Origin of the sequence: Natrialba swarupiae, from assembly GCF_008245225.1 — an archaeon.
Lineage (GTDB): Archaea > Halobacteriota > Halobacteria > Halobacteriales > Natrialbaceae > Natrarchaeobius > Natrarchaeobius swarupiae.
The window spans coordinates 89,635-109,656 of the sequence record NZ_VTAW01000013.1 but is presented as its reverse complement, the minus strand read 5'-3'; the positions used below and the strand labels follow the sequence as shown (position 1 = coordinate 109,656).

The 20,022-nt window shown below is 63.5% G+C and carries 21 protein-coding genes and 1 tRNA gene; 17 read left to right on the top strand and 5 right to left on the bottom strand.

Going from position 1 to position 20,022, the window contains the following annotated elements; all coding sequences use genetic code 11:
• The first annotated feature begins 227 nt into the window (after positions 1-227).
• The 12 genes from rpl7ae (at position 228) to FYC77_RS11650 (ending at position 11,981) form a co-directional block, all read left to right on the top strand.
• Positions 228-590: a 50S ribosomal protein L7Ae gene (gene rpl7ae / locus FYC77_RS11705; protein ID WP_149081683.1), complete on the top strand. Its 363-nt coding sequence runs from the start codon at positions 228-230 to the stop codon at positions 588-590.
• Positions 591-601: 11 nt separating this feature from the next.
• Positions 602-826 carry a 30S ribosomal protein S28e gene (locus FYC77_RS11700; RefSeq protein ID WP_008894573.1) on the top strand — a complete coding sequence of 75 codons (225 nt, stop codon included), beginning with the start codon at positions 602-604 and terminating at the stop codon, positions 824-826.
• Positions 827-829: 3 nt separating this feature from the next.
• Entirely contained in the window at positions 830-1,195 is a 366-nt protein-coding gene (locus FYC77_RS11695; protein WP_149081682.1) for a 50S ribosomal protein L24e, read from the top strand.
• Positions 1,192-1,656 (top strand): nucleoside-diphosphate kinase, encoded by a 465-nt coding sequence (gene ndk, locus FYC77_RS11690; RefSeq protein WP_149081681.1) that lies wholly within the window; start codon positions 1,192-1,194, stop codon positions 1,654-1,656. The genes FYC77_RS11695 and ndk overlap by 4 nt, the downstream gene beginning before the upstream one ends.
• Positions 1,657-1,814: 158 nt before the next feature.
• Positions 1,815-2,195, top strand: a complete 381-nt coding sequence (locus FYC77_RS11685) for a DUF7344 domain-containing protein (RefSeq protein WP_149081680.1) — start codon at positions 1,815-1,817, stop codon at positions 2,193-2,195.
• Positions 2,196-2,458: 263 nt separating this feature from the next.
• A complete protein-coding gene (sod, locus tag FYC77_RS11680) occupies positions 2,459-3,061 on the top strand; it encodes a superoxide dismutase (RefSeq protein WP_149081679.1) in 603 nt (200 codons plus the stop codon).
• Positions 3,062-3,233: 172 nt separating this feature from the next.
• The gene (locus tag FYC77_RS11675) at positions 3,234-6,347 is read left to right on the top strand and encodes an FAD-binding and (Fe-S)-binding domain-containing protein (RefSeq protein WP_149081678.1); all 3,114 of its coding nucleotides are present in this window, start codon (positions 3,234-3,236) and stop codon (positions 6,345-6,347) included.
• 125 nt (positions 6,348-6,472) lie between these two features.
• Complete coding sequence (locus FYC77_RS11670) at positions 6,473-6,781, top strand: DUF5827 family protein (protein WP_149081677.1); 309 nt, start codon at positions 6,473-6,475, stop codon at positions 6,779-6,781.
• Positions 6,778-7,620 (top strand): ATPase, encoded by an 843-nt coding sequence (locus tag FYC77_RS11665; protein WP_149081676.1) that lies wholly within the window; start codon positions 6,778-6,780, stop codon positions 7,618-7,620. Before FYC77_RS11670 ends, FYC77_RS11665 begins: the two co-directional genes overlap by 4 nt.
• Positions 7,621-7,748: 128 nt before the next feature.
• The gene (locus FYC77_RS11660; RefSeq protein WP_149081675.1) at positions 7,749-8,927 is read left to right on the top strand and encodes a thiamine ABC transporter substrate-binding protein; all 1,179 of its coding nucleotides are present in this window, start codon (positions 7,749-7,751) and stop codon (positions 8,925-8,927) included.
• A 109-nt stretch (positions 8,928-9,036) separates the two neighbouring features.
• Entirely contained in the window at positions 9,037-10,917 is a 1,881-nt protein-coding gene (locus tag FYC77_RS11655) for an ABC transporter permease (RefSeq protein WP_149081674.1), read from the top strand.
• Positions 10,914-11,981, top strand: coding sequence for an ABC transporter ATP-binding protein (locus FYC77_RS11650; RefSeq protein ID WP_149081673.1), 1,068 nt, complete (start codon positions 10,914-10,916; stop codon positions 11,979-11,981). Before FYC77_RS11655 ends, FYC77_RS11650 begins: the two co-directional genes overlap by 4 nt.
• Before the next feature lie 63 nt (positions 11,982-12,044).
• Here FYC77_RS11650 and FYC77_RS11645 read toward each other — a convergent pair whose 3' ends face one another.
• Positions 12,045-12,623 (bottom strand): MBL fold metallo-hydrolase, encoded by a 579-nt coding sequence (locus FYC77_RS11645; RefSeq protein ID WP_149081672.1) that lies wholly within the window; start codon positions 12,621-12,623, stop codon positions 12,045-12,047.
• A 120-nt stretch (positions 12,624-12,743) separates the two neighbouring features.
• On the opposite strand from FYC77_RS11645, the gene FYC77_RS11640 reads away from it, so the two are divergent.
• Both FYC77_RS11640 and FYC77_RS11635 read left to right on the top strand, forming a co-directional pair.
• Entirely contained in the window at positions 12,744-13,970 is a 1,227-nt protein-coding gene (locus tag FYC77_RS11640) for a helix-turn-helix transcriptional regulator (RefSeq protein WP_149081671.1), read from the top strand.
• 92 nt (positions 13,971-14,062) lie between these two features.
• Positions 14,063-14,137 (top strand) — tRNA-Glu (locus FYC77_RS11635).
• Positions 14,138-14,681: 544 nt separating this feature from the next.
• On the opposite strand, the gene FYC77_RS11625 is transcribed toward FYC77_RS11635, so the two are convergent.
• Positions 14,682-15,152 (bottom strand): ArsR family transcriptional regulator, encoded by a 471-nt coding sequence (locus FYC77_RS11625; protein ID WP_149081670.1) that lies wholly within the window; start codon positions 15,150-15,152, stop codon positions 14,682-14,684.
• Between the two features lie 153 nt (positions 15,153-15,305).
• On the opposite strand from FYC77_RS11625, the gene FYC77_RS11620 reads away from it, so the two are divergent.
• From FYC77_RS11620 to FYC77_RS20455, 3 genes are all read left to right on the top strand, one after another.
• The gene (locus FYC77_RS11620; RefSeq protein WP_149081696.1) at positions 15,306-16,046 is read left to right on the top strand and encodes a hypothetical protein; all 741 of its coding nucleotides are present in this window, start codon (positions 15,306-15,308) and stop codon (positions 16,044-16,046) included.
• A gap of 57 nt (positions 16,047-16,103) precedes the next feature.
• Complete coding sequence (locus FYC77_RS11615) at positions 16,104-16,847, top strand: Yip1 family protein (protein WP_149081669.1); 744 nt, start codon at positions 16,104-16,106, stop codon at positions 16,845-16,847.
• Between the two features lie 233 nt (positions 16,848-17,080).
• Positions 17,081-17,245: a hypothetical protein gene (locus FYC77_RS20455; protein ID WP_202911818.1), complete on the top strand. Its 165-nt coding sequence runs from the start codon at positions 17,081-17,083 to the stop codon at positions 17,243-17,245.
• Positions 17,246-17,286: 41 nt separating this feature from the next.
• Here the strand turns inward: FYC77_RS20455 and FYC77_RS11610 are convergent, their stop codons facing one another.
• The 3 genes from FYC77_RS11610 to FYC77_RS11600 all read right to left on the bottom strand — a co-directional run bounded on the left by FYC77_RS11610 (position 17,287) and on the right by FYC77_RS11600 (position 19,873).
• Positions 17,287-18,471 (bottom strand): pyridoxal phosphate-dependent aminotransferase, encoded by a 1,185-nt coding sequence (locus tag FYC77_RS11610; RefSeq protein WP_149081668.1) that lies wholly within the window; start codon positions 18,469-18,471, stop codon positions 17,287-17,289.
• Between the two features lie 9 nt (positions 18,472-18,480).
• Entirely contained in the window at positions 18,481-18,966 is a 486-nt protein-coding gene (locus tag FYC77_RS11605) for an Lrp/AsnC family transcriptional regulator (RefSeq protein ID WP_149081667.1), read from the bottom strand.
• Positions 18,967-19,243: 277 nt separating this feature from the next.
• Positions 19,244-19,873, bottom strand: coding sequence for a hypothetical protein (locus FYC77_RS11600; protein ID WP_149081666.1), 630 nt, complete (start codon positions 19,871-19,873; stop codon positions 19,244-19,246).
• Positions 19,874-20,022 lie beyond the last annotated feature (149 nt).

The following is a 20,022-nucleotide window of genomic DNA, read 5'->3' as shown; positions in this document are numbered from 1 at the left end:
CGTTAGAGATAGTGGAGACGAGCGCTACCGTGGGGAGGAATCGCACGGCTCCGATAGTTTGAACACGCTTTTAAGGGGGGCAGCGCTACTCCGTACTACACCCTACGCGGGGTTGATGATGCTCCTAGCCTTACAGGACTTCCGCCGGCTATCGTGTCGGCACGGGATGCCCAGCGTCCCGGACGGCAGGGGAGCGCGAGCCCACGTGTAGGAGAGGTGAACAACCAATGGCAGTCTACGTAACCACTGAAATTCCAGCCGACCTCGCCGACGACGCCCTCGAGGCGCTCGAGGTCGCACGAGACACCGGACGCGTAAAGAAAGGAACCAACGAAACGACGAAAGCGATCGAGCGCGGCAACGCCGATCTCGTCTACGTCGCCGAGGACGTCTCTCCCGAAGAGATCGTCATGCACCTTCCCGAACTTGCAGACGAGAAGGGCATTCCGGTCGTCTTCGTCGAGACCCAGGACGACGTCGGCCACGCCGCCGGCCTCGAGGTCGGCTCGGCCGCCGCAGCGATCGTCGACGCCGGCGAGGCCGACGGTGACGTCGAGGACATCGCCGACAAGGTCGAGGATCTCGACTGAGGTGACCGAAGATGAGTGCTGAAGAGGAAGAAACCGGATCCACGCCCGCCGAGGTCATCGAGATCGTCGGCAAAACCGGAATGCACGGCGAGGCCATGCAGGTCAAGTGCCGCATTCAGGAGGGCGAGAACCAGGGACGAATCATCACCCGAAACTGTCTCGGGCCGGTCCGCGAAGGGGACGTACTCCAGCTTCGCGAGACCGCCCGCGAGGCGGACTCCATCGGAGGTCAGTAACCAATGGTCGAGAAACGCACGTGCGACTATACGGGCGAAGAGATCGAGCCCGGCACGGGCATCATGTACGTCCGCAACGACGGAACCGTGCTCCACTTCGTCGACTCGAAGGCCGAGAAAAACTACAAGCTCGGTCGCGAACCGCGCGATCTCGAGTGGACCGCGGAAGGTCGCGCCGGGAAAGGCCCCGTCGAGACGGACGCGGACGTCGAGGAGGAACCAGACCAGGAGGACGTCGTCGAAGCCGTCGACGAGGACGACACCGAATCCGCCGACGGTGAAGACGTCGAAGACGACGACGCGCCAGCGAACGCCGAATCGGACGAGGCGGAAACCGCCGAGCGCGACGACGAGGAAGACGACCAATGAGCGACCACGAACGCACGTTCGTGATGGTCAAACCCGACGCGTTCGCACGCGGGCTCGTGGGCGAAGTGATCTCTCGGCTCGAGGAGCGCGGGCTCAAACTCGTCGCCATCAAAGTCGAGAACATGCCCCGCGAACGAGCCGAAGAACACTACGGCGAGCACGAGGACAAGCCGTTTTACGACGACCTCGTCGACTTCATCACCTCCGGCCCGGTCGTCCCGATGGTCTGGGAGGGCCAGGACGCGACCCGTCAGGTCCGCCAGATGATCGGCGAGACCGATCCGCTCGAGGCCGAACCCGGAACGATCCGGGGCGACTACGCGCTCGATCTCGGTCGGAACGTCGTTCACGCCGCCGACCACGAGGACGAGGGCGCAAACGAACGCGAGATCTCGATCCACTTCGACGACGACGAACTGATCGACTACGATCAACACGACGCCGGTTGGCTCTACGAGTAGCCCCGCCCGTCGAACCAGCTCCACCGCATTTCTACCCGGCCCAGTAAGTGTATTATATAACACAGGTACTCGTTCCGGTAGACGTAACATCTAATGTGGCGGCTGGTGAACGGGGTGTTGGTGGTTTCGAATGGTAACTTATGGTAGGTGGTCCGTGAATGCGTGAAGCCGAACGGGAGTCGACACAACTATCAACTGATACGACTCCGTCGCTCGACGTCGTTTTCGACCTCCTGTCGAATCACCGTCGTCGATACGTGCTGTACTTTCTGTACGACCGCCCCGACGGCGTCGCGACGCTCGAGGAGGTGACGGACAACGTTGTCGCCTTCGAGAACCGGGAGGAGGGGAGTGAGTTAGTTTCCGAGATCGATCGACAGAAACTGGAGATCCGAACGGAACTCCAACACGTTCACGTGCCGAAACTCGAGGATTCGGGGGTTCTCGAGTACGACCGCCGCAGCGAAACGGTCAGATACTGGACCCAGCCGACGCTCGAGGAGTGGCTCGAGCACGCCTACCACAAGGAGTTCGCCTGATACTGGTTGACGTACCTCTCTACCGCCGCACGCGGAGAACGGGCCCCCGGTGCGGCGGTGCTGACCGACAACAGATCGTATGAGATGACGAGAGCCGTCGAAACACGCATGTGCGGACCGGATCGGGTTGAAAGGTTTAACTTGACGTTCGTGGTGGGTTCTGACGGAGTCGACTCCCCACGACGTAATTGTGGGGTATGGTATCGTTTCACTCCTCAACACTTAACAGGAGAGATAGCATTACAACGAACAGGTGTTTACCAATGACTGACCACGAACTTCCACCACTACCGTACGATTACGATGCGCTCGAACCGTCGATCTCGGAGCAGGTCGTGACCTGGCATCACGATACCCACCACCAGGGCTACGTTAACGGTCTCAACTCCGCCGAGGAGACCCTCGAGGAGAACCGCGAATCCGGCGAGTTCGGCTCTTCGCCCGGAGCGATGGGCGGTGTCACCCACAACGGCTGTGGACACTATCTCCACACGCTGTTCTGGGAGAACATGTCCCCCGACGGCGGCGGCGAGCCGGAGGGCGAACTCGCCGACCGCATCGCGGAGGATTTCGGCTCTTACGACGCCTGGAAGGGCGAGTTCGAGGCCGCTGCCGGCGCTGCCGGCGGCTGGGCCCTGCTCGTCTACGACCCGGTCGCGAAACAGCTGCGTAACCTGGCGGTCGACAAGCACGATCAGGGCGCGCTGTGGGGCGCACACCCGATTCTCGCACTCGACGTCTGGGAGCACTCGTACTACCACGACTATGGCCCGGACCGCGGCAGCTTCATCGACAACTTCTTCGATGTCGTCAACTGGGACTCGGTCGCCGACGAGTACGGGAAGTGCGTCGACCACTTCGAGTAAGCGACGACTTCGTCGATCTCGATTTTTCTCGAACCAGTCGGAAAGCGACTGCCACACCGACGACCCGTACACGGCGTGGAACTAACACAGGATATCGGGATTAATCCACACGCTTTTGCCACCCGTTACCCACTCACATGATTTATTGTCGGGGACGATGAGAGGGCGTGATATGGCTGTCGAGGGCGATGAAACGATCGAGACCGACCGACTCGAGCGGAATCGGGGCCGAACGTCCGACGACGCCGGCACAGGACTGGCCGCGGATCTCGAGACAGCGTGTCGCGGTGACGTCCGATTTGACGAGTACACCCGAGTGCTCTACGCGACGGACGGCAGCATCTACGGTGCACAGCCGGCAGGCGTCGTCTTCCCCGTCGACGTTGACGACGTTCGTGCCGCCGTCCGTGTCGCAGCCGACCACGGCGTACCGATTCTCCCTCGAGGCGCGGGGTCGTCGCTGGCCGGACAGACGGTCGGTCCCGGCTGCGTCGTCCTCGACCTCTCCAGACATTTCGACGATATTCTCGAGATCGATCCGGAGGCGAAACGTGCCGTCGTCCAGCCGGGGGTCGTCCAGGACGACCTCGACGCCGCGCTGGCACCGGACGGACTCAAGTTCGCACCCGATCCCGCCTCCTCGAACCGCGCGACGATCGGCGGCGGAATCGGCAACAACTCGACGGGCGCACACTCGGTCCGGTACGGGATCACGGACGCCTACGTCGACGAGTGCGAGGTCGTCCTGGCCGACGGCTCGGTAATTCGCACCCGCGACGTCGGTATCGGCAGCGACGAGTGGGGCCGCATCCTCGAGAGGGACGACCGCGAGGCGGCGCTCTACCGGACGGTCCACAGCCTCCTCGACGAGCACGAAGCGGAGATCGAGAAACGGTATCCAACCCTCGAACGCAGTGTCAGCGGCTACAATCTCCAGAAGGTGATCCGGACGACCGACGACGGCGAGCGGGTGATCAACCTCTCGAAGCTGATCGTCGGCTCGGAGGGAACGCTCGGAGTCGTCACCGAGGCGACGCTCTCGCTGGTGACACGACCCGAGGAGACCGTCCTCGCGCTCTGTTGGTACGACGACTTACTCGAGGCGCTGTCGGCCGTCCCCGCGGCGCTCGACCTCGAGGCCAGCGCGGTCGAACTGATGGACGACGAGGTGTTCCGACTCGCTTCGGAGTCGGCGGAGTACGCCGAGTACGCCGATCCGGTTCCCGACGACACCGAGGCGGCGCTAATGCTCGAGTTCGACTCGGAACTGTTCGACGACTTCGACGATGCGCTGGAGAGAGCACGCACCCGGCTCGTCGCTGACGGAGACGCCTTCGGACTGCTCGAGGCACGATCCTCGACGGAACAGGAGCGACTCTGGAAGCTCAGAAAGGCCGCCATCCCGCTTCTGATGGGGATGGAAGGCGATCCGAAGCCGTACCCGTTCGTGGAGGACGCGTCGGTACCACCCGAGGAACTCGCCACCTACGTCGACGGCTTTCGTGAGATCCTCGCGGACCACGACACGACCGCCGCCTACTTCGCCCACGCCGGCGCGGGGACGCTCCACATCCGGCCGATCCTGAACTTAAAGGAGGGCGAGGGCGTCGAGAAGATGCGATCGATCGCCGATGACGTCACCAACCTGGCGCTCGAACACGGCGGTTCGTTCTCGGGCGAACACGGCGACGGCCTCGCGCGGACGGAGTTCAATCCCAAACTCTACGGCCCAGAGCTCTGGGCGGCGTTCAAGACCGTGAAGTCGGCGTTCGATCCGGAGTGGCGGATGAACCCGGGAACGGTCGTCTACCGGGAGGAAACTCCGACCGATATCCGCGAAAACCTCCGATACGGCCCCGGCTACGCCTCGCTCGAGCCGCGGACCACCCTCGATTTCGATGAGGATGGCGGCTTCTCCCACCTCGTCGAACTCTGTAACGGCTGTGGCACCTGCCGCCAGACCGACGACGACGTGATGTGCCCGACCTACCGTGCGACCGACGAGGAGATCGCGACGACCCGCGGGCGAGCCAACCTCCTCCGGGCGGCGATCAGCGGCGAAATCGATCCCGAGGAGCTGTACGACCAACGATTCCAGGAGGAGGTCCTCGAACGCTGTATCGGCTGTAAGGGCTGTCAGAGCGACTGTCCAACCGGCGTCGACCTCACGAAGCTCAAAGCCGAGGTGGCCCACCAGTACAACGAACGAACGGGAATCGATCTGCGAAAGCGACTGTTCGCGAACGTCGACAGGGTCGCCGCCCTCGGGAGTGCGTTCGCCCCGATCGCGAACCGCGCGTCGGCGCTTCCGGGTGCCAGAATCGCCCTCGAGCGAACGGTCGGAATCGCTGCCGATCGGACACTGCCGACGTTTCGCCGCGAGAGCCTGGTTTCGTGGTTCGAGGGACGTGGCCCCGGGGTCGCCACCGGCGAGGCGACGCGTGGCGTCGTCCTCTACCCCGATACCTACACGAACTACTCGAATCCGGAGCCGGGGAAGGCGGCCGTTCGCGTCCTCGAGGCGGCAGGGGTGTCCGTTCGGATTCCCGACCTCGGCCCCACGGGTCGGGCCGCCTACTCCCAGGGGATGCTCGAGGAGGCCCGAGCGCGCGGGGAGGCGCTGCTTTCGGACCTGGAGCCGTTCCTCGAGCGCGGCTGGTCCGTGGTCTTCGTCGAGCCCTCGGACGCGTCGATGATCGTGGACGAGTACCGTTCGTTGCTCTCCGGGACGGTCGACGAGGAGCGCCTCGAGCGACTCGCGACGAACGCCTACGACGTCTGCGAGTACGTCGATCGACACCGCCTCGAAGAGAGACTCTCGTTCGCCATCGACAGCGGCCCCCGATCCGACGGAGTCGCCTATCACGGCCACTGCCATCAGAAGGCCCGCGGGACGGATCACCACCCCGTCGGCGTCCTGGGCCGGGTCGGATACGACGTCGACCCCGTCGACGCCAGTTGCTGTGGCATGGCCGGGAGTTTCGGCTACGAGGCCGACCACTACGAGCTCTCGCAAGCGATCGGTTCGCTGCTTCGCGAGCAACTCGAGGGGCTGGCGGGCACGGCGACGGAGTCTGACCCTGACCGCATCGGGACGGCGTCGGCCGCGGCGGCCGACCGGGCTCCCGCGCGGGTCGACGGCGGGTCGGTCACTCGCGACGCGCCATCGGTGGTCGCACCGGGAGTCTCCTGTCGGACCCAGATCGGCGATTTCGAGGGATACGAGCGACCAGCACATCCGATCGAGATGGTCGACCGAGCCCTCGAGGACGGGCCGTTGATCTAACCGACCATCTCGGTGGGGACGTCGGAGTCGCCGGACGGCCACACGCCAGCTGGCTAACGCCCCGTCGTCCGTCCGCCACGCAAGGAAACGAACGATTTAGGCGCTCGAAACCGATAGCTCGGCGTATGCCAGTTCCGAAATCCGAGTTCGACCAGTTACCGCCCTGTGAGTTCTACACGCCGGAAGAGCTGCTCGAGGACGAGCAGATGTACACCGTCTACGAGATCGCTCGCTTGCTACAGGGACTCGAGACCGACGCCGACATCGACCGCCAGACCGAGGATATCCTGCTCGACTGGGCGATCCCCTGGGTGATGGTCAACGCCGACGATCTCGTCGTCGCCGAGCCGCGAAGCGACGACGAGCCGGGATACTACGGATTGAAACCGGCGGCCACGACGGCCGATGGGGAGGGCAACGACGAAGACGAATGATCGTCCTGGTCGTCGGTTCCGACCGCGTCGACGCCGGGAAAACGACGTTCTCGGTCGGCTTGCTCGAGCGAACCGGCGCCGCCGGCTACAAGCCCCGCGCGGGCAACGACTTCTGGTTCGACCACGACGACTGTCAGCGTGCGCTCGCCGATGGACGACTGTACGGCAAAGACGCGACGCGACTCGCGGACGCAGAGGGACGCTCTCGGGACCCCGAGTCGCTCAACCCGGTCCATCGGCTGTGGCAACCGAACCCCGCCGGCGGGAGCGGGCTGTTCGGCCGGGCGGACCGTGAGTTTCTCGTCGACAGGGTCGGTCGACCCGCCGACGGAGACGTGACGTTCGTCCGAAACGCCACCGCCGATATTCCGGCGACCGTCGCCGACGCGCTCCCCCTCGAGGAGGCGATTCCGATCGAGACCGTCGAGGAGTTCGACGAACTCGCAAAGCAGTCATACGTCCCCGAGTTCGAACGGCTGGCGACGGAGATCGACGCCGCAGAGATCGCCGTCGTCGAGTCCTACAGCGACGTCGCACGGCCCCTCCAGGCGCTCGATCCGGCGTCCGTTGCCGCCGTCGCGGCGGTCGAACCCGGCCGGGCACGGATCTACCGCGGTGACCGCTACTGTCGCGCCTGCGAGATCGCCAGTTCCAGCGCGATCGACGGCCGCCTCGAGAAACGCGTCCCCGACGTTCTCGAGTATCTCGATCCGCTCGAGCGCGTCGGTCTGCCGGCGCTCGGAAGCGACCGACGAAGCGAACCCGAACGGATCGCCCGGGCCTACGACGAGGCCTACGACGCGCTCCTGGAGGCGGCTCGAGAGACCGTCGGGCGGTGATCAGGACGAACTCCGTCTCGACGGACCGGTTTCGTCTGTCCTCCGTGCTCGAGTCGTTTTCGTCCGCCCATGCGCCGGGAAACAAACGGATCACAGCCGTTATGAACACTGAGTGGAACAACCGAGTAATGAGACGACGAACGGTTCTCGGTAGCGTCGGTGGTGGGATCACGCTCGGACTGGCAGGCTGTCTGACCCAGGACGGCGAAAACGGAGAGACGGGCTCCGGATCCGACGTCGACGACTCGGACGAATCCCCGACAGACGACAGCACCGATACCGACGACGGAACGGAGACCGACGGGGAGGACGACGAGCTCTCGGGGACGCTCCAGGTCGTCACCTACGAGTCGATGATCGACGGGGAAAATCCGGCCGGTCCGTGGCTGAAGGAGGCGTTCGAGGACGCATATCCCGAGGTCGAACTCGAGTGGGTCCAGCTTCCCGACCAGGGAATCAACCACTACGTCAACCGCGCCGACGAGGGCGTCGAGATCGAGCCGGACGTCTACTTCGGTCTCAACATCGACGACCTCGTGACGGTCGACGACAACCTCGAAGACGGCGGACTCTTTCGGGACCTCGACACCGACGAGATCGATCGGGCCGACCGGATCCGCGACGGCCTCGACATGGGTGACCCCCACGGTCGCGTCCTCGCCTACGATACGGGCTATATCAGCCTCGTCTACGACGAAAGCGAGATCGACGAGCCCCAGACGTTCGAGGATCTGACCGAGCCCGCCTACGAGGATGCCCTGTTGGCCCAGAACGCCCAGACGTCCGATCCCGGACAGGCGTTCTTGCTGTGGACGATCGACGCCTTCGGCGAGGACGGCTACCTCGACTACTGGGCGGACCTCCGCGAGAACGGCGTCCGGGTTCTCGACGACTGGACGGAGTCGTATTACGGCGCGTACATGGAAGAGGACCGTCCGATGGTCGTCTCCTATTCGACCGACCAGGTGTTTGCCGTTGCGGAGGGCAACGACCTCACCCGCCACCAGGTTGGATTCCTGAACGACCAGGGGTACGCCAATCCGGAGGGGATGGCGGTCTTCGAGGGCGGCGACACCGACCTCGCCTACGCCTTCTTCGAGTTCGTCCTCTCGAGTGACGCCCAAGCCGAAATCGCCGAACGAAACGTCCAGTTCCCGGCCGTCGAAGAGGAGTACGTCGACTTGGACGAGGAGTTCGACGAGTACGCCTACGTCCCGCCGGAGGCCGTGACCGTTGGCTACGAGGACCTGCGGGGCAACGTCGACGAGTGGGTCGACGACTGGGCCCGCGAGTTCGCCACGCACTGACCGGGCGCTAGCCGTGTCGCCCCCAGGACGGTCCGACGTCGCCGACCGCGTTCGAGGCTGGTTCGAGATACTTTCCCGCCGACTCGAACCGGCTCGACGTCGATTCACTTTGCTCTTTCGTCGACTCGAGCCGGTTCGAGGCTGGCTCGAGCGCCGAGCCCTGTGGCTGACCGCGCTCGTCACGACGGGCGTCCTCGCAGTAATGTTGTACCTGCCCGTCGGGGTCGTCTTCGTCGAGGCCGTCCTCGTCGACGGAACGCCGACACTCGATCACTTCGCCGACGTCCTCACCGACCCCTTCTACTTCGGGTTCCTCGCGGACGTCATCGCGGACCCCCTCACGGTCGGAACGCACCTCGGCGCGCTCGCGGGCTGGCTCGCCGGGGTATCGATCTCGGTCTCGCTCGAGTATCCCGTCCCAGGCGTCGGCGTTCCGATCCCGTGGCTCGGCCTCGAGACGCCGGGCGTCCGGATGGGGCTGTTCGGCTTCACCGCCTACCAGGCGGCGCTCTCGACGGTCGCGAGCGTCGCCCTCGGCCTCCCCGCGGCGTACGTCCTCGCGAACTACGAGTTTCGCGGCCGTCGAACGCTTCGCTCGCTGACGATCCTGCCCTTTGTCCTGCCGGGGATCATGGTCGCGGTCGGCTTCTACGCGATGTTCGGGCGGGCGGGAACGCTCAACACGATTTTCGGTCTCGCTGGGATCGGTCCGTTCGCGTTCGTCGAGGCGAACCCGCTCGCGATCGTGATCCTCGCCCACGCCTTCTACAACGCGCCACTGGTCGCCCGGATCACCGTCGCGGCCTGGGAGTCCGTCGATCGTCGGGCCGTCGAAACGGCCCGGAGTCTTGGCGCGAGCGAGCGCCGTGCGTTTCGCGACGTCGTCGTCCCGCAACTCGCGCCCGCGGTTCTCACCGGTGCGTTGCTGACGTTCATCTTCACGTTCATGACGTTCCCAATCGTGCTCGCGCTGGGCGGCCTCCAGCTTGCGACCGTGGAGGTCTGGATCTACGACCGCGTCCAGCGCCTGGACTACGCCGAGGCGGCCACGCTCGCGATCCTCGAGACGATCCTCTCGCTCGGGCTCACCTACGCCTACCTCCGGTACGAGTCCGCCCGGTCCGGGTTCGCCAGAACGAGCGCGTCGCGGTCGGTGGAGCCGCTGTTTCCCGATCTCCGAACGGCGTTCACACCGAAACGCCTCGGCGTGCTCGCCTACGGGCTCGTCGCGCTGGTCGTCTTCGTCGGGCCGGTGGCGAGTCTCGTCGTCGGGAGCGTCACCGACGGCGGCGGCTTCACCCTCCGGAACTACGCCTTTCTCCTCGAGCGCCAACTCGAGGGAGCGACCTTCCAGACCCGCCCGCTTCCGGCGATCAGAAACTCGCTTCTGTTCGGCGTCGCGACGCTTCTGATCGCGGTTCCGATGGGCGTCACCGTCTCGGTACTGACCGCGCGGGCCGGCCGCGCGGGGACAGTCGTCGACGCCCTCGCGATGCTCCCGCTTGCGGTCAGCGGCATCGTCTTCGGGATCGGCCTCCTGCAGGGACTGGTCTTCGGCATCCCGCTGCCCGGCGGGTGGCGATTCCAGGTGACTGGCGCGGTCGCCATCGTCGTCGCCCACGCCGTCGCGGCCTACCCGTTCGTGACGCGAAACGTCTCGCCGTTGCTCTCGAGTCTCGACCGCGCGATGGTCGAGTCCGCCCGGGCGCTCGGGGCCTCGCGCTACCGCGCGCTGGTCGACGTCGAACTGCCGCTGATCGCAAGCGGTGTCGTCGCCGGCGCGGCCTTTGCGTTCGCCATCTCGATCGGCGAGTTCTCTTCGACGGTGATTTTGGCGGGCGGAAGCGAGAGCTACACCATGCCGGTCGCCGTCGAACGCTATCTCGGACGCAGATCCGGCCCCGCGCTCGCGATGGGGACGCTCTTGTTGGTCGTGACCGCGGCCAGCTTCGTCGTCGTCGACCGTGTCGGCGGGAGGTACGAGCCGTGACCGAACTCCGTCTCGAGGGCGTCTCGAAACGGTACGGCTCGGCCGAGGGCGGGACGAGCGCACTCACTGGGATCGACCTGACCGTCCGCGACGGCGAGTTCTTCACGCTGGTCGGCCCCTCCGGCTGTGGGAAGACCACCACCCTCCGGACGATCGCCGGCTTCGAGGTGCCGACCGAAGGGACGGTCTCGTTCGACGGCGAGCCGATAACGGATATCCCGCCCGAGGGCCGCGACGTCGGCGTCGTCTTCCAGAGCTACGCGCTCTTTCCGCACATGTCCGTCGCCGAGAACGTCGGCTACGGACTCCAGTTTCGCGATCCGCCGACCGGGACGACCGTCGACGAACGCGTCTCCGAGTTGCTCGACCTCGTCGACCTGTCGGGAATGGGCGAGCGCTCGCCCGATCAGCTCTCGGGCGGCCAGCGCCAGCGCGTCGCGCTCGCTCGAGCGCTCGCACCGGAGCCCGACCTCCTCTTGCTCGACGAACCGATGAGCGCACTCGACGCCCGCCTGCGCGAGTCGCTTCGCCTCCAGCTCAAACGAATCCAGTCCGAGCTGGCGATCACGACCGTCTACGTCACCCACGATCAGGAAGAAGCACTCGCCATCTCGGATCGACTGGCCGTGATGCGAGACGGCGAACTCGAGCAGGTCGGCCGACCACAGGAGATCTACCGGGAGCCGGCGACGCGGTTCGTCGCCGAGTTCGTCGGCGACAACAACGTCCTCGACGGGGTGGTTCGCGACTCCGAGGTTCTCCCTTCCGGCCGTAAGCGGGGGCGAACACGAGTCGACGTGGGCGACACAGCGTTCGAACTCGAGGGCGTTTCCGAGGACGCACGACGAGTGAGCTTCTGTGTCCGTCCCGATTCGCTCTCGCGGGAGGCCGACCGGAACCGCTTCACCGTCGACGTCGAGACAACTGAATTCCTGGGCGAAAGCGTCCGCGCCCACGGCAACTGGAACGACATCCCCGTTGTCTTGCGACTCGAGGAGGTCCCCGACGACACCGTAACGGTCGGATTCGCCCCCGACGACGTCCATGTCGTCGAGAGATGGTAGCCCCTCAAGCGCTCGGACAGAGGGAAGTGTCCGGGGCGAACGACGGAACCAGTCGACTCCAGGCTACATCTGCCGGGCCATCCGCCCCGCCAGTTCGACGTGCTTTGCAGGGTCGGTCGACACGCTCGGGCCGTGACCGGTGTGCATCTCCGCGAAGTCGTCGTCGATTCGCTCGGCCAGCCGGTCGATGCTTTCGATGAGCGTCTCGCGATCGCCTTCTTCGAGGTCGGTCCGGCCGAAACCTCCGTTCTGGAAGACGAGATCGCCGGCAAACAGGATGCCCGCCTCCCTCGAGTACAGACAGAGGTGGTCGTCTTTGTGACCCGGCGTGTGAACTGCGACGTACTCGTGATCTCCCAACTGGACCGTCTCGCCGTCCTCGATCCCGTGGTCGACGCCCGGTTGCGAGGGATCGAATCCCCAGACGTCGACGTCGAACGCCTCGACGACCGTCTCGAGGTTGCCGACGTGGTCGGGATGTGTATGCGTGAGGACGACCGCCTCGAGATCGTCGGTGTTCGCTCGAAGCCCGTCGACGACGTCGAAATTCGCGCCAGTGTCGACCAGGACTGTCCGATCGCCGTCGACGAGAAAGGCGTTGCTCGTAAACGCCTGCACGCCGGCCGCGAGGTTCGTGATCATACGCCTCAGTATGCAGGCGGTCGGTTTGTGCGTGTCGACACGTCCCGGTACCAATCACGACACAGAGTGACGAACAGCTATTCACAAGGATTTTTAGCTCCGGCACGTAGTGATAGATGAATGAGCCGGCCGGTTTCCGTCGGGTTCGTCGTCCTCGTCGTCGTCGTCTCGCTGGTCGGTGTCACGGGATCGGCGGCGGCCGGTGGTGTCCACGACTACGCCGCCAGCACGAATCCGACGACAGGGGAAGGTGCGGTAGCCGCGTCCATACCAACGGCGAGTCAGTCCGACGTCGACTCCCGAGATTTCGATACCACCACGTTCGAGATCGTCGTTCACGAGAACGGAAGTGCGACGTGGACGTTCCGCCACGAGCAACGGTTAGACGGCAGCGACGATACGAACGAAATGGTCGCACGCGAAAACTTTCGCGAGTTCGCCGACGGGTTCGAATCCGACGGCGACGATTTCGGGCTGTACGAACGGTTTCGGGATCAGGCCGAAGCGATGACCGAAACGGGAGCGAGTGCGACCGACCGGGAGATGGAAGCGACGAACTTCAATCGCTCGGCCGGTATCGACGAACAGCTCAACCCGGTGGGAGTCGTAGAGATGTCGTTCCTCTGGGACGGCTTCGCGGCGACTGACAACGGAACCGTCATCGTCGGCGACGTCTTCCAGGATCTCTACATCACCGACGATCAGTCGATCGTTGTCGTCGCCGACGACGACCTAACGTTCCAGGCCGCCGAACCCGAACCGGAGTACGTCGGTGCCTCACTCGAGAACGCCGACTCGGTCACCTGGAGTGGCGAACGAGAGTTCCTCGACGGCCACCCACGCGCCGTCCTCGAACAGCCAGAAAGCGAGACCGGAAACACCGGCGGTGGCGGCCCCGTCTCCGGAATGGGCGACGGTAGCGACGACGGACCGCCCTGGCAGCTCCTCGTCGTTGCACTCGTCGTCTCGCTTGCAGCCGGTGCCGGCGTCGTCCTGTATCGTCGCCGATCCGAGGACGCCGACCGCGAAGCGACCGTCTCGTCGACGGCCACGCCGGTCGAATCCCCAACCTCAAGCGACCAACCAGTCGACCCGCCCGACGACTTCCCGGAAGCGGAACTGCTCAGCGACGAGGACCGCGTGGTCAACCTCATCCAAGACAACGGTGGGCGGATGAAACAGGTCAACATCGTCGAGGAAACCGGTTGGTCGAAGTCGAAAGTCAGCATGCTCCTCTCGGATATGGAAGACGAGGGAACCATCAGCAAACTCCGCGTCGGCCGCGAAAACATCATCAGCCTCGAGGGCTTCGAACCCGAAGCGACGAAATCTCCCTTCGACGAGTGACCGACAGCGGCCGTGTCACGACTGCCCACTCCCGATTCGAAACGGAATCCTTAAACACAAACCCGCGTAACGAACGAATGCACACGAGACGCGCTCCGATAGTGTAGTCCGGCCAATCATATTGCCCTCTCACGGCAATGACCTGGGTTCGAATCCCAGTCGGAGCACTCCAATCCCTTTCTCGTCTTGCGGCTTTGGCCTGTGGCTAACCTGAGGTGAATACGATGCTACAGAGCAAACACGTAATCGAACCCGTGTTATCCCGACGCCGTCTTGCGGTTCATGTTGCTGCCCCGGCTATTACGTTCGACGTAAGGTTCAGGGAGAGTTCATGACCGATCTTGACGGTATATCGGTTGTCACGGAACCATGCGAGGAATTGCTCAATGAACGTCAGCTATCTGATTATCGTTCCCAGCGTGAAGACTGTCTCAAATGGTTGCTCACGTTCGGGAAGAACCAGACAAAGTCAGCGGGTATGCTTTCGAGACGGTGCGGGCCAGAGCATATCGGATGGACATGTTCCATCGATTGCTCTATTGAAAGTGGACGACAGCGGCGATGCTAGGCTGTGCTTGGGAACGGAATGAAGTCGAGAAGAGGAAGATATGGCAATTAACCTCCTCGACGAAGCGGTCGCTGGGGTCTGAGCTACGTTCACTCGGTTGGTAAGGCGGGAGCGGCGGGACGGCCTCTACGACGGAGTTGGGCCTATTCTAGCTCTTCGGGAACTGGTTCCTCGAATTGGAGCGCCTCTTGGACGGCATCAGGAAGCGACGGTCGTGGAGCCGTTTCGTGGCGGCGAACCTTCTCTGATTTGTTCGTCTCTTCGTAGACTGCCCGGGCAACCGGGACACCGCGAAGGAAGTTGTGTTCGTACAGTACTTCGACCCCACGTTCGGTCGGTCCCCAAAACCGAGACGGCAGATTACGTGTGGATATGTTCGGCTCGTGGACGTAGACGTCCACGAGACCAGCTTCCTGGAGCGTCTCGAGTTGATCGAGAATCGCTCCTTCATTTTTCTGGATCATGTAGGTGAGTTCGGCAAGCGACGCGAGATGGTGAGGATGGCCCAGCAGGCACTGGACGATTAGGTGACGAGTCTCCTGGGAGAGTAGCTCCCGCATTTCGCGTTGCTCGGCGAAAGGATCGTCGAAGACATCGTCCGCCGTATGGCTCATAGTGGACTGTAGCATAGCTCTGCATTTAACGATTTGGGACAACTAAGTGAGTACATAGCCTGAATAACTAAGTTAATCAGAAGACGTATCACTGTACTAGTTATCGAACAAAATATGACGACTCCATCTGTACCGCCGAACGCCGGACAAATCATGGGTGCTGTCCGTCGCGCTCTGTGCAACGTTGATCTCACACCGACAGAAGCGAGGGATATTCTCTCGTGGGCACAGGACGAACTCCCAGCCATCTACGAACGGGATCAGACGGCGTATCTCGTCTTAGGAAGTTATCGGTCACCCTATATCCGCCGGGTGCGGTCGGTAAGTGACCGACTCAACCGCCGCTACGGGACCTATGCATTCCTGATCGGTGATCTGGACGATATCGATGTCTCACGACTTCCCGAGTTTCGCGTCAAGTTTCATCTGACAGCGGCACTCGCCGACTACATCACGACAGTTATCGAGCAGGATGCAGGCGGCGAGATTAACGAACTGGGCAAACTTTCGGAGACGGAATATTTCAGGAAGGCGTATGTTCTGCCGCGAGGCTACCGGTGGGACACAGAATCGAATCTTCGAGACAGGGAAGACGTACTCGCTGCAGCGGCTCAAATCGAGACCGCAACTGGTACTGGCGAGGAAACGAAGCAGTTCGAGCTATCGAAACTTGTCGATCGAGCCACTGCGGCTGGGATCGATGTGACTGTCGGTGAGCTCACAGAGTGGCTTACCGATCATGAGTTAGCGGTTCCCTCCTACAGTTGGGTCCAGTTGAACGATTTCAGATTGTTCGAGTTACAGGACCGGTGTTACCCGTGGCTAACCGAAGATGAGTTGGTGGAACGAACAGACGAATTACCAGGTTCTCCGCGACCTCAGTGGGAGGAATAACTCTGTCTTGATATATTTAGAAAGTCTTTAGCGCCAACTTGACGACTCGTCGTCACGATGCCCTCCATCCCCCGTTCGATTCGGACGCTCCTGCTCTCGCCTGGGACGTTCTTCGAGGAACGACCACCGGCCGAAACGCTCGCGGTCGCGGCGGGTGTCGTCGTCGCGCTCGCGATCGCTCTCGTGATCGGCCTCTCGCTTCTCGGGACGATATTCGCCGGATCGATCGACGCGACGGTGACGATGGACAACCCCGACCGGCCGCCGGAGTGGGTCTGCGATCAACACGGTGACGACGAATCGCCACTCGCCGACAACTGTGACGAACCGGCGACGGTCGAACGCGACGCGGGTGCACTGGCCCAGGAGACGTTCCACGAGTACATCCCGTACGCGCTGATTTCGCCGTTTATACTGTGGATTTTCAGCGGGATCGTGCTGTTCGCCGCCGGCCGCCTCGCTGGCGGAGATCCCTCGGTCCCGGGATCATTCGCGCTCGCGGGTTGGGCCGCGGTTCCGGAATTCGTCCGGCTCGGCGCAGTTATCGTCGGGTTCTGGTTCGTCCTCCGGGACGTCACGATCACCGATCCCGACGCCCAACTCGGCGTCATCGAGGGAGCGGTGGCCTCGCTCGAGCCGATCCTGCAGGTCGTCTCGCTTCTGGTCTTGCTCTGGCAGTGGTACCTGCTCACGTGTGGTCTCTCCAGAGACGCCGACGTTCCGTGGGGAACGGCTGCGGTCGCCGTCGGCGTTCCGCTGGCGCTTTTGGTGCCGTTCGCCGTGTTCGATAGTAGCCACTGAAAGTCAATGTACACCTGATCGCAAGGTGGCTCCGCGATCAGTGTGTCATTCGTTCCAGTGGCTACTATAGGGGACGTCACGGACTACCGCACTTGCGGTCGGTAACTGGCGTTTCTCGCCACGTGACCGGCGGCATCCCCCCGCCGTCCCTCACCGCGGCGGAGACGTTCCACCTCCCAGAAACTTAGGCCCACCAAAACCTTTTTAGATTTAGGGTCACCTAACCTCTCGTGATGGACGTACCCGCCCGCAGGGAGAATCAGGACGACGAAGAACTGGAAGAACCGACGACGATCGTAAGCAGCCACGAGACCCGGCCCGGCAAGCACGTTTTCACCGAACGAGACAACACCGACGGCTGGATCGCGACTACCGTAACTGTCGATCTCGAGCCCTGAGACGCCTGTTTACCCTGTTTCGGTCGGAGAGGCGATGCCGGTCAGTCCCGTTCCTCGAGGAAGGCCTCGATCCGTCCCAACGCCTCACGAAGCTCTTCGAGGCCGGTCGCGTACGAGACTCGGAGGTGTCCCTCGCCACCGTCGCCGAAGACGTCACCCGGAACGACGGCGACGCCTTGCTCGCGGAGAATTGCTTCAGCGAACTCCTCGGCGGTCCAGCCTTCCGGAACCTCGGGGAAACAGTAGAACGCACCTTTCGCCTCGAAGACGTCCATGCCGATCTCGCGGAACCGCGAGAGGACGAACCGCCGCCTGCGGTCGTACTGGTCGACCATCTTCTTGACCTCGTCGTCGCAGGACTCGAGCGCCTCGAGGGCGGCGTACTGGGCCGTCGTCGGCGCGGAGAGCATGGTGTACTGGTGGATCCGGTTCATGGCGCCGACGACGTCTGCGGGGGCGAGTGCGTACCCCAGTCGGAGGCCAGTCATCGCGTGGGCCTTCGAGAAGCCGTTGAAGACGACCGTTCGCTCGCGCATGCCCGGCAGCGTCGCGATCGAGGTATGCGTTCCACCGGACGAGGTGTCCGACCCGTCGACCTCGTAGGTGAGTTCGGCGTAGATTTCGTCGGAGAGGACAGTCAGATCGTGCTCGCGGGCGAATTCGGCGACCGGCTCGAGGTCGCTCTCGCGCATGATCGCGCCGGTCGGGTTGTTGGGGTAACAGAGGACGAGGAGGTCGGCTTCGCTCGCACCCGCAGCCTCGAGTGTCTCCACCGTCAGTCGGAACTCGTCTTCCTCTCTCGTCGGGACGGGGAGGACCTCGCCACCGGCGAAGACCACGCCGGGCTCGTAGGAGATGTACGACGGCTGGGCGATCGCGACCGTATCGCCGGGATCGACCAGCGCGCGAAACGCCAGATCGACGGCCTCGCTCGCGCCGGCCGTGACGATGATCTCCTCGTCCGGGTCGTAGCCGAGGTCGAACCGATCGGCGGCGTAGTCGGCGATGGCCTCCCGGAGTTCGCGCTTGCCCCGGTTTGCCGTGTAGGAGGTCTTTCCTTGCTCGAGGGAGGCGATGGCGGCGTCTCTCGCCGCCCATGGCGTCGAGAAGTCGGGTTCGCCGACGCCGAGCGAGATGACGTCGTCGCGCTCCTCGGCGATCTCGAAGAATCGCCTGATACCCGACGGCGGGACCGCATTCACGCGGTCTGAGAGTTCGATCGTCATCGTCGGAGATCAGGGGGAGTACGAGAGTCGATCGTCTTCTTCGCCGTCGCCGAGTTCGATCCCGTTTTCCTTGTAGGAGGTCATCACGTAGTGGGTGACCGTCTGGGTGATCTCGGGGACGGGGGCGACTTTCTCGCTGATAAATTGCGAGACCTCGCGGATGGAGTCGCCTTCGACCTCCATGTCGAAGTCGTAGTCGCCGCTGACCAGCCGCAACGCGGTGACCTCCGGGAACTGGACGAGCCGTTCGGCGATGTCGCCGTAGCCCGTCTCGCGGTCGAGGCGCACGTTCAACTCGACCTCGGCGCGAACGCGCTCGTCTTCCAGCTTGTCCCAGTCGACGACCGCCTGGTAGCCGCGAACTACGCCTGCTGCCTCGAGTTCCTCGATTACTGCCTCGACCTCGCTCTCCTCGAGGTCGGTCATTCGCGCGATGTCCGCGGTGGAGTATCGCGCGTTCTCACGAAGGGACTCGAGCACGTCGCGTTCGCTCATACCACTGCGAAGCGCGAGCGCGAGTAAAAACGTTGTTCTTCGCTCGTTAGACGAGAAGGATCGCCGTCAGCCGCGGGTTCGACCGGGTCACCGGGAGGGCCGTCCGCTCTCGATGGGTACGACGGCCCCGATTCGAGTTGAAGCGGCGTTCGAAGGAAAGACCGACACGAGACGACCGCGTCTCTCCACGAAATCCCGTTTCTCGGCTATCGAGACGCTCTCACTGATGACGGAAACGAACACCGCGTTCGACTCTCCGACGAACGACTGGATCGAGTTACCGATAATTCTTGAACAACAGCGCGCGGACGTCGTCTTTCGTCTGGACGTCCTCGCTCGAGCCGTCGGGGAGTGCGACGGTGTAACGGTAGTCTGCCGACGACGACTCCTCCCACTTGTCGTCGTGGGTCTCGAGTAAGCTCATCATCTCGTTGAGCATGTCGTCGTCGTCGGCGTCACCGCCCCCACTCGAGCCGTCATCTGCGTCGTCGCTCGCACTCGAGCCCTCGTCCGTTTCGCCGCTGTCTTCAGAGACATCGTCTTCGTCACCTCCCTCCGGGTCCCGTTCGTCGTCCTCGGGTTCCGATTGCTCGTCGGTCGCCGGTTCGTCGTCCGCCGGAGAGCCCTCACCGTCGGGGTCGGTGGACTCGTCGTAAGAAATCTCCTCGAGTTCGTGGGGATCGGGCCCGCCTTCGATGGCCGCGTCGACCGATGCCGTCACGTCGTCGGTCGCCGACGAGTCGAACTCGCCGTCGATCTCGAGATCTTCGTCGGCGTTGTCGATCAGAAACTGCACGGCGTCTCGTTCGCGCACGAACCCGTACTTGCCGACGACAGACTCCGAAATCTCCTCCCGGAGGTGCTGGATGTAGGCGTACTGTTCGTCGGTTACCTCGATCGTCTTCATATTTCATCGATAACGTGGGAGGTACAAATATGTAGGCCGTCCCGAGGGTCTCTCGAGTGGACGTGAGATCGGACGGACGTTCGAGCGAATAGGCGTTTCGGACGTGGGTCCATCGACTCTCTCCGGCCAGTCGACCGGAGGAAGGCCCC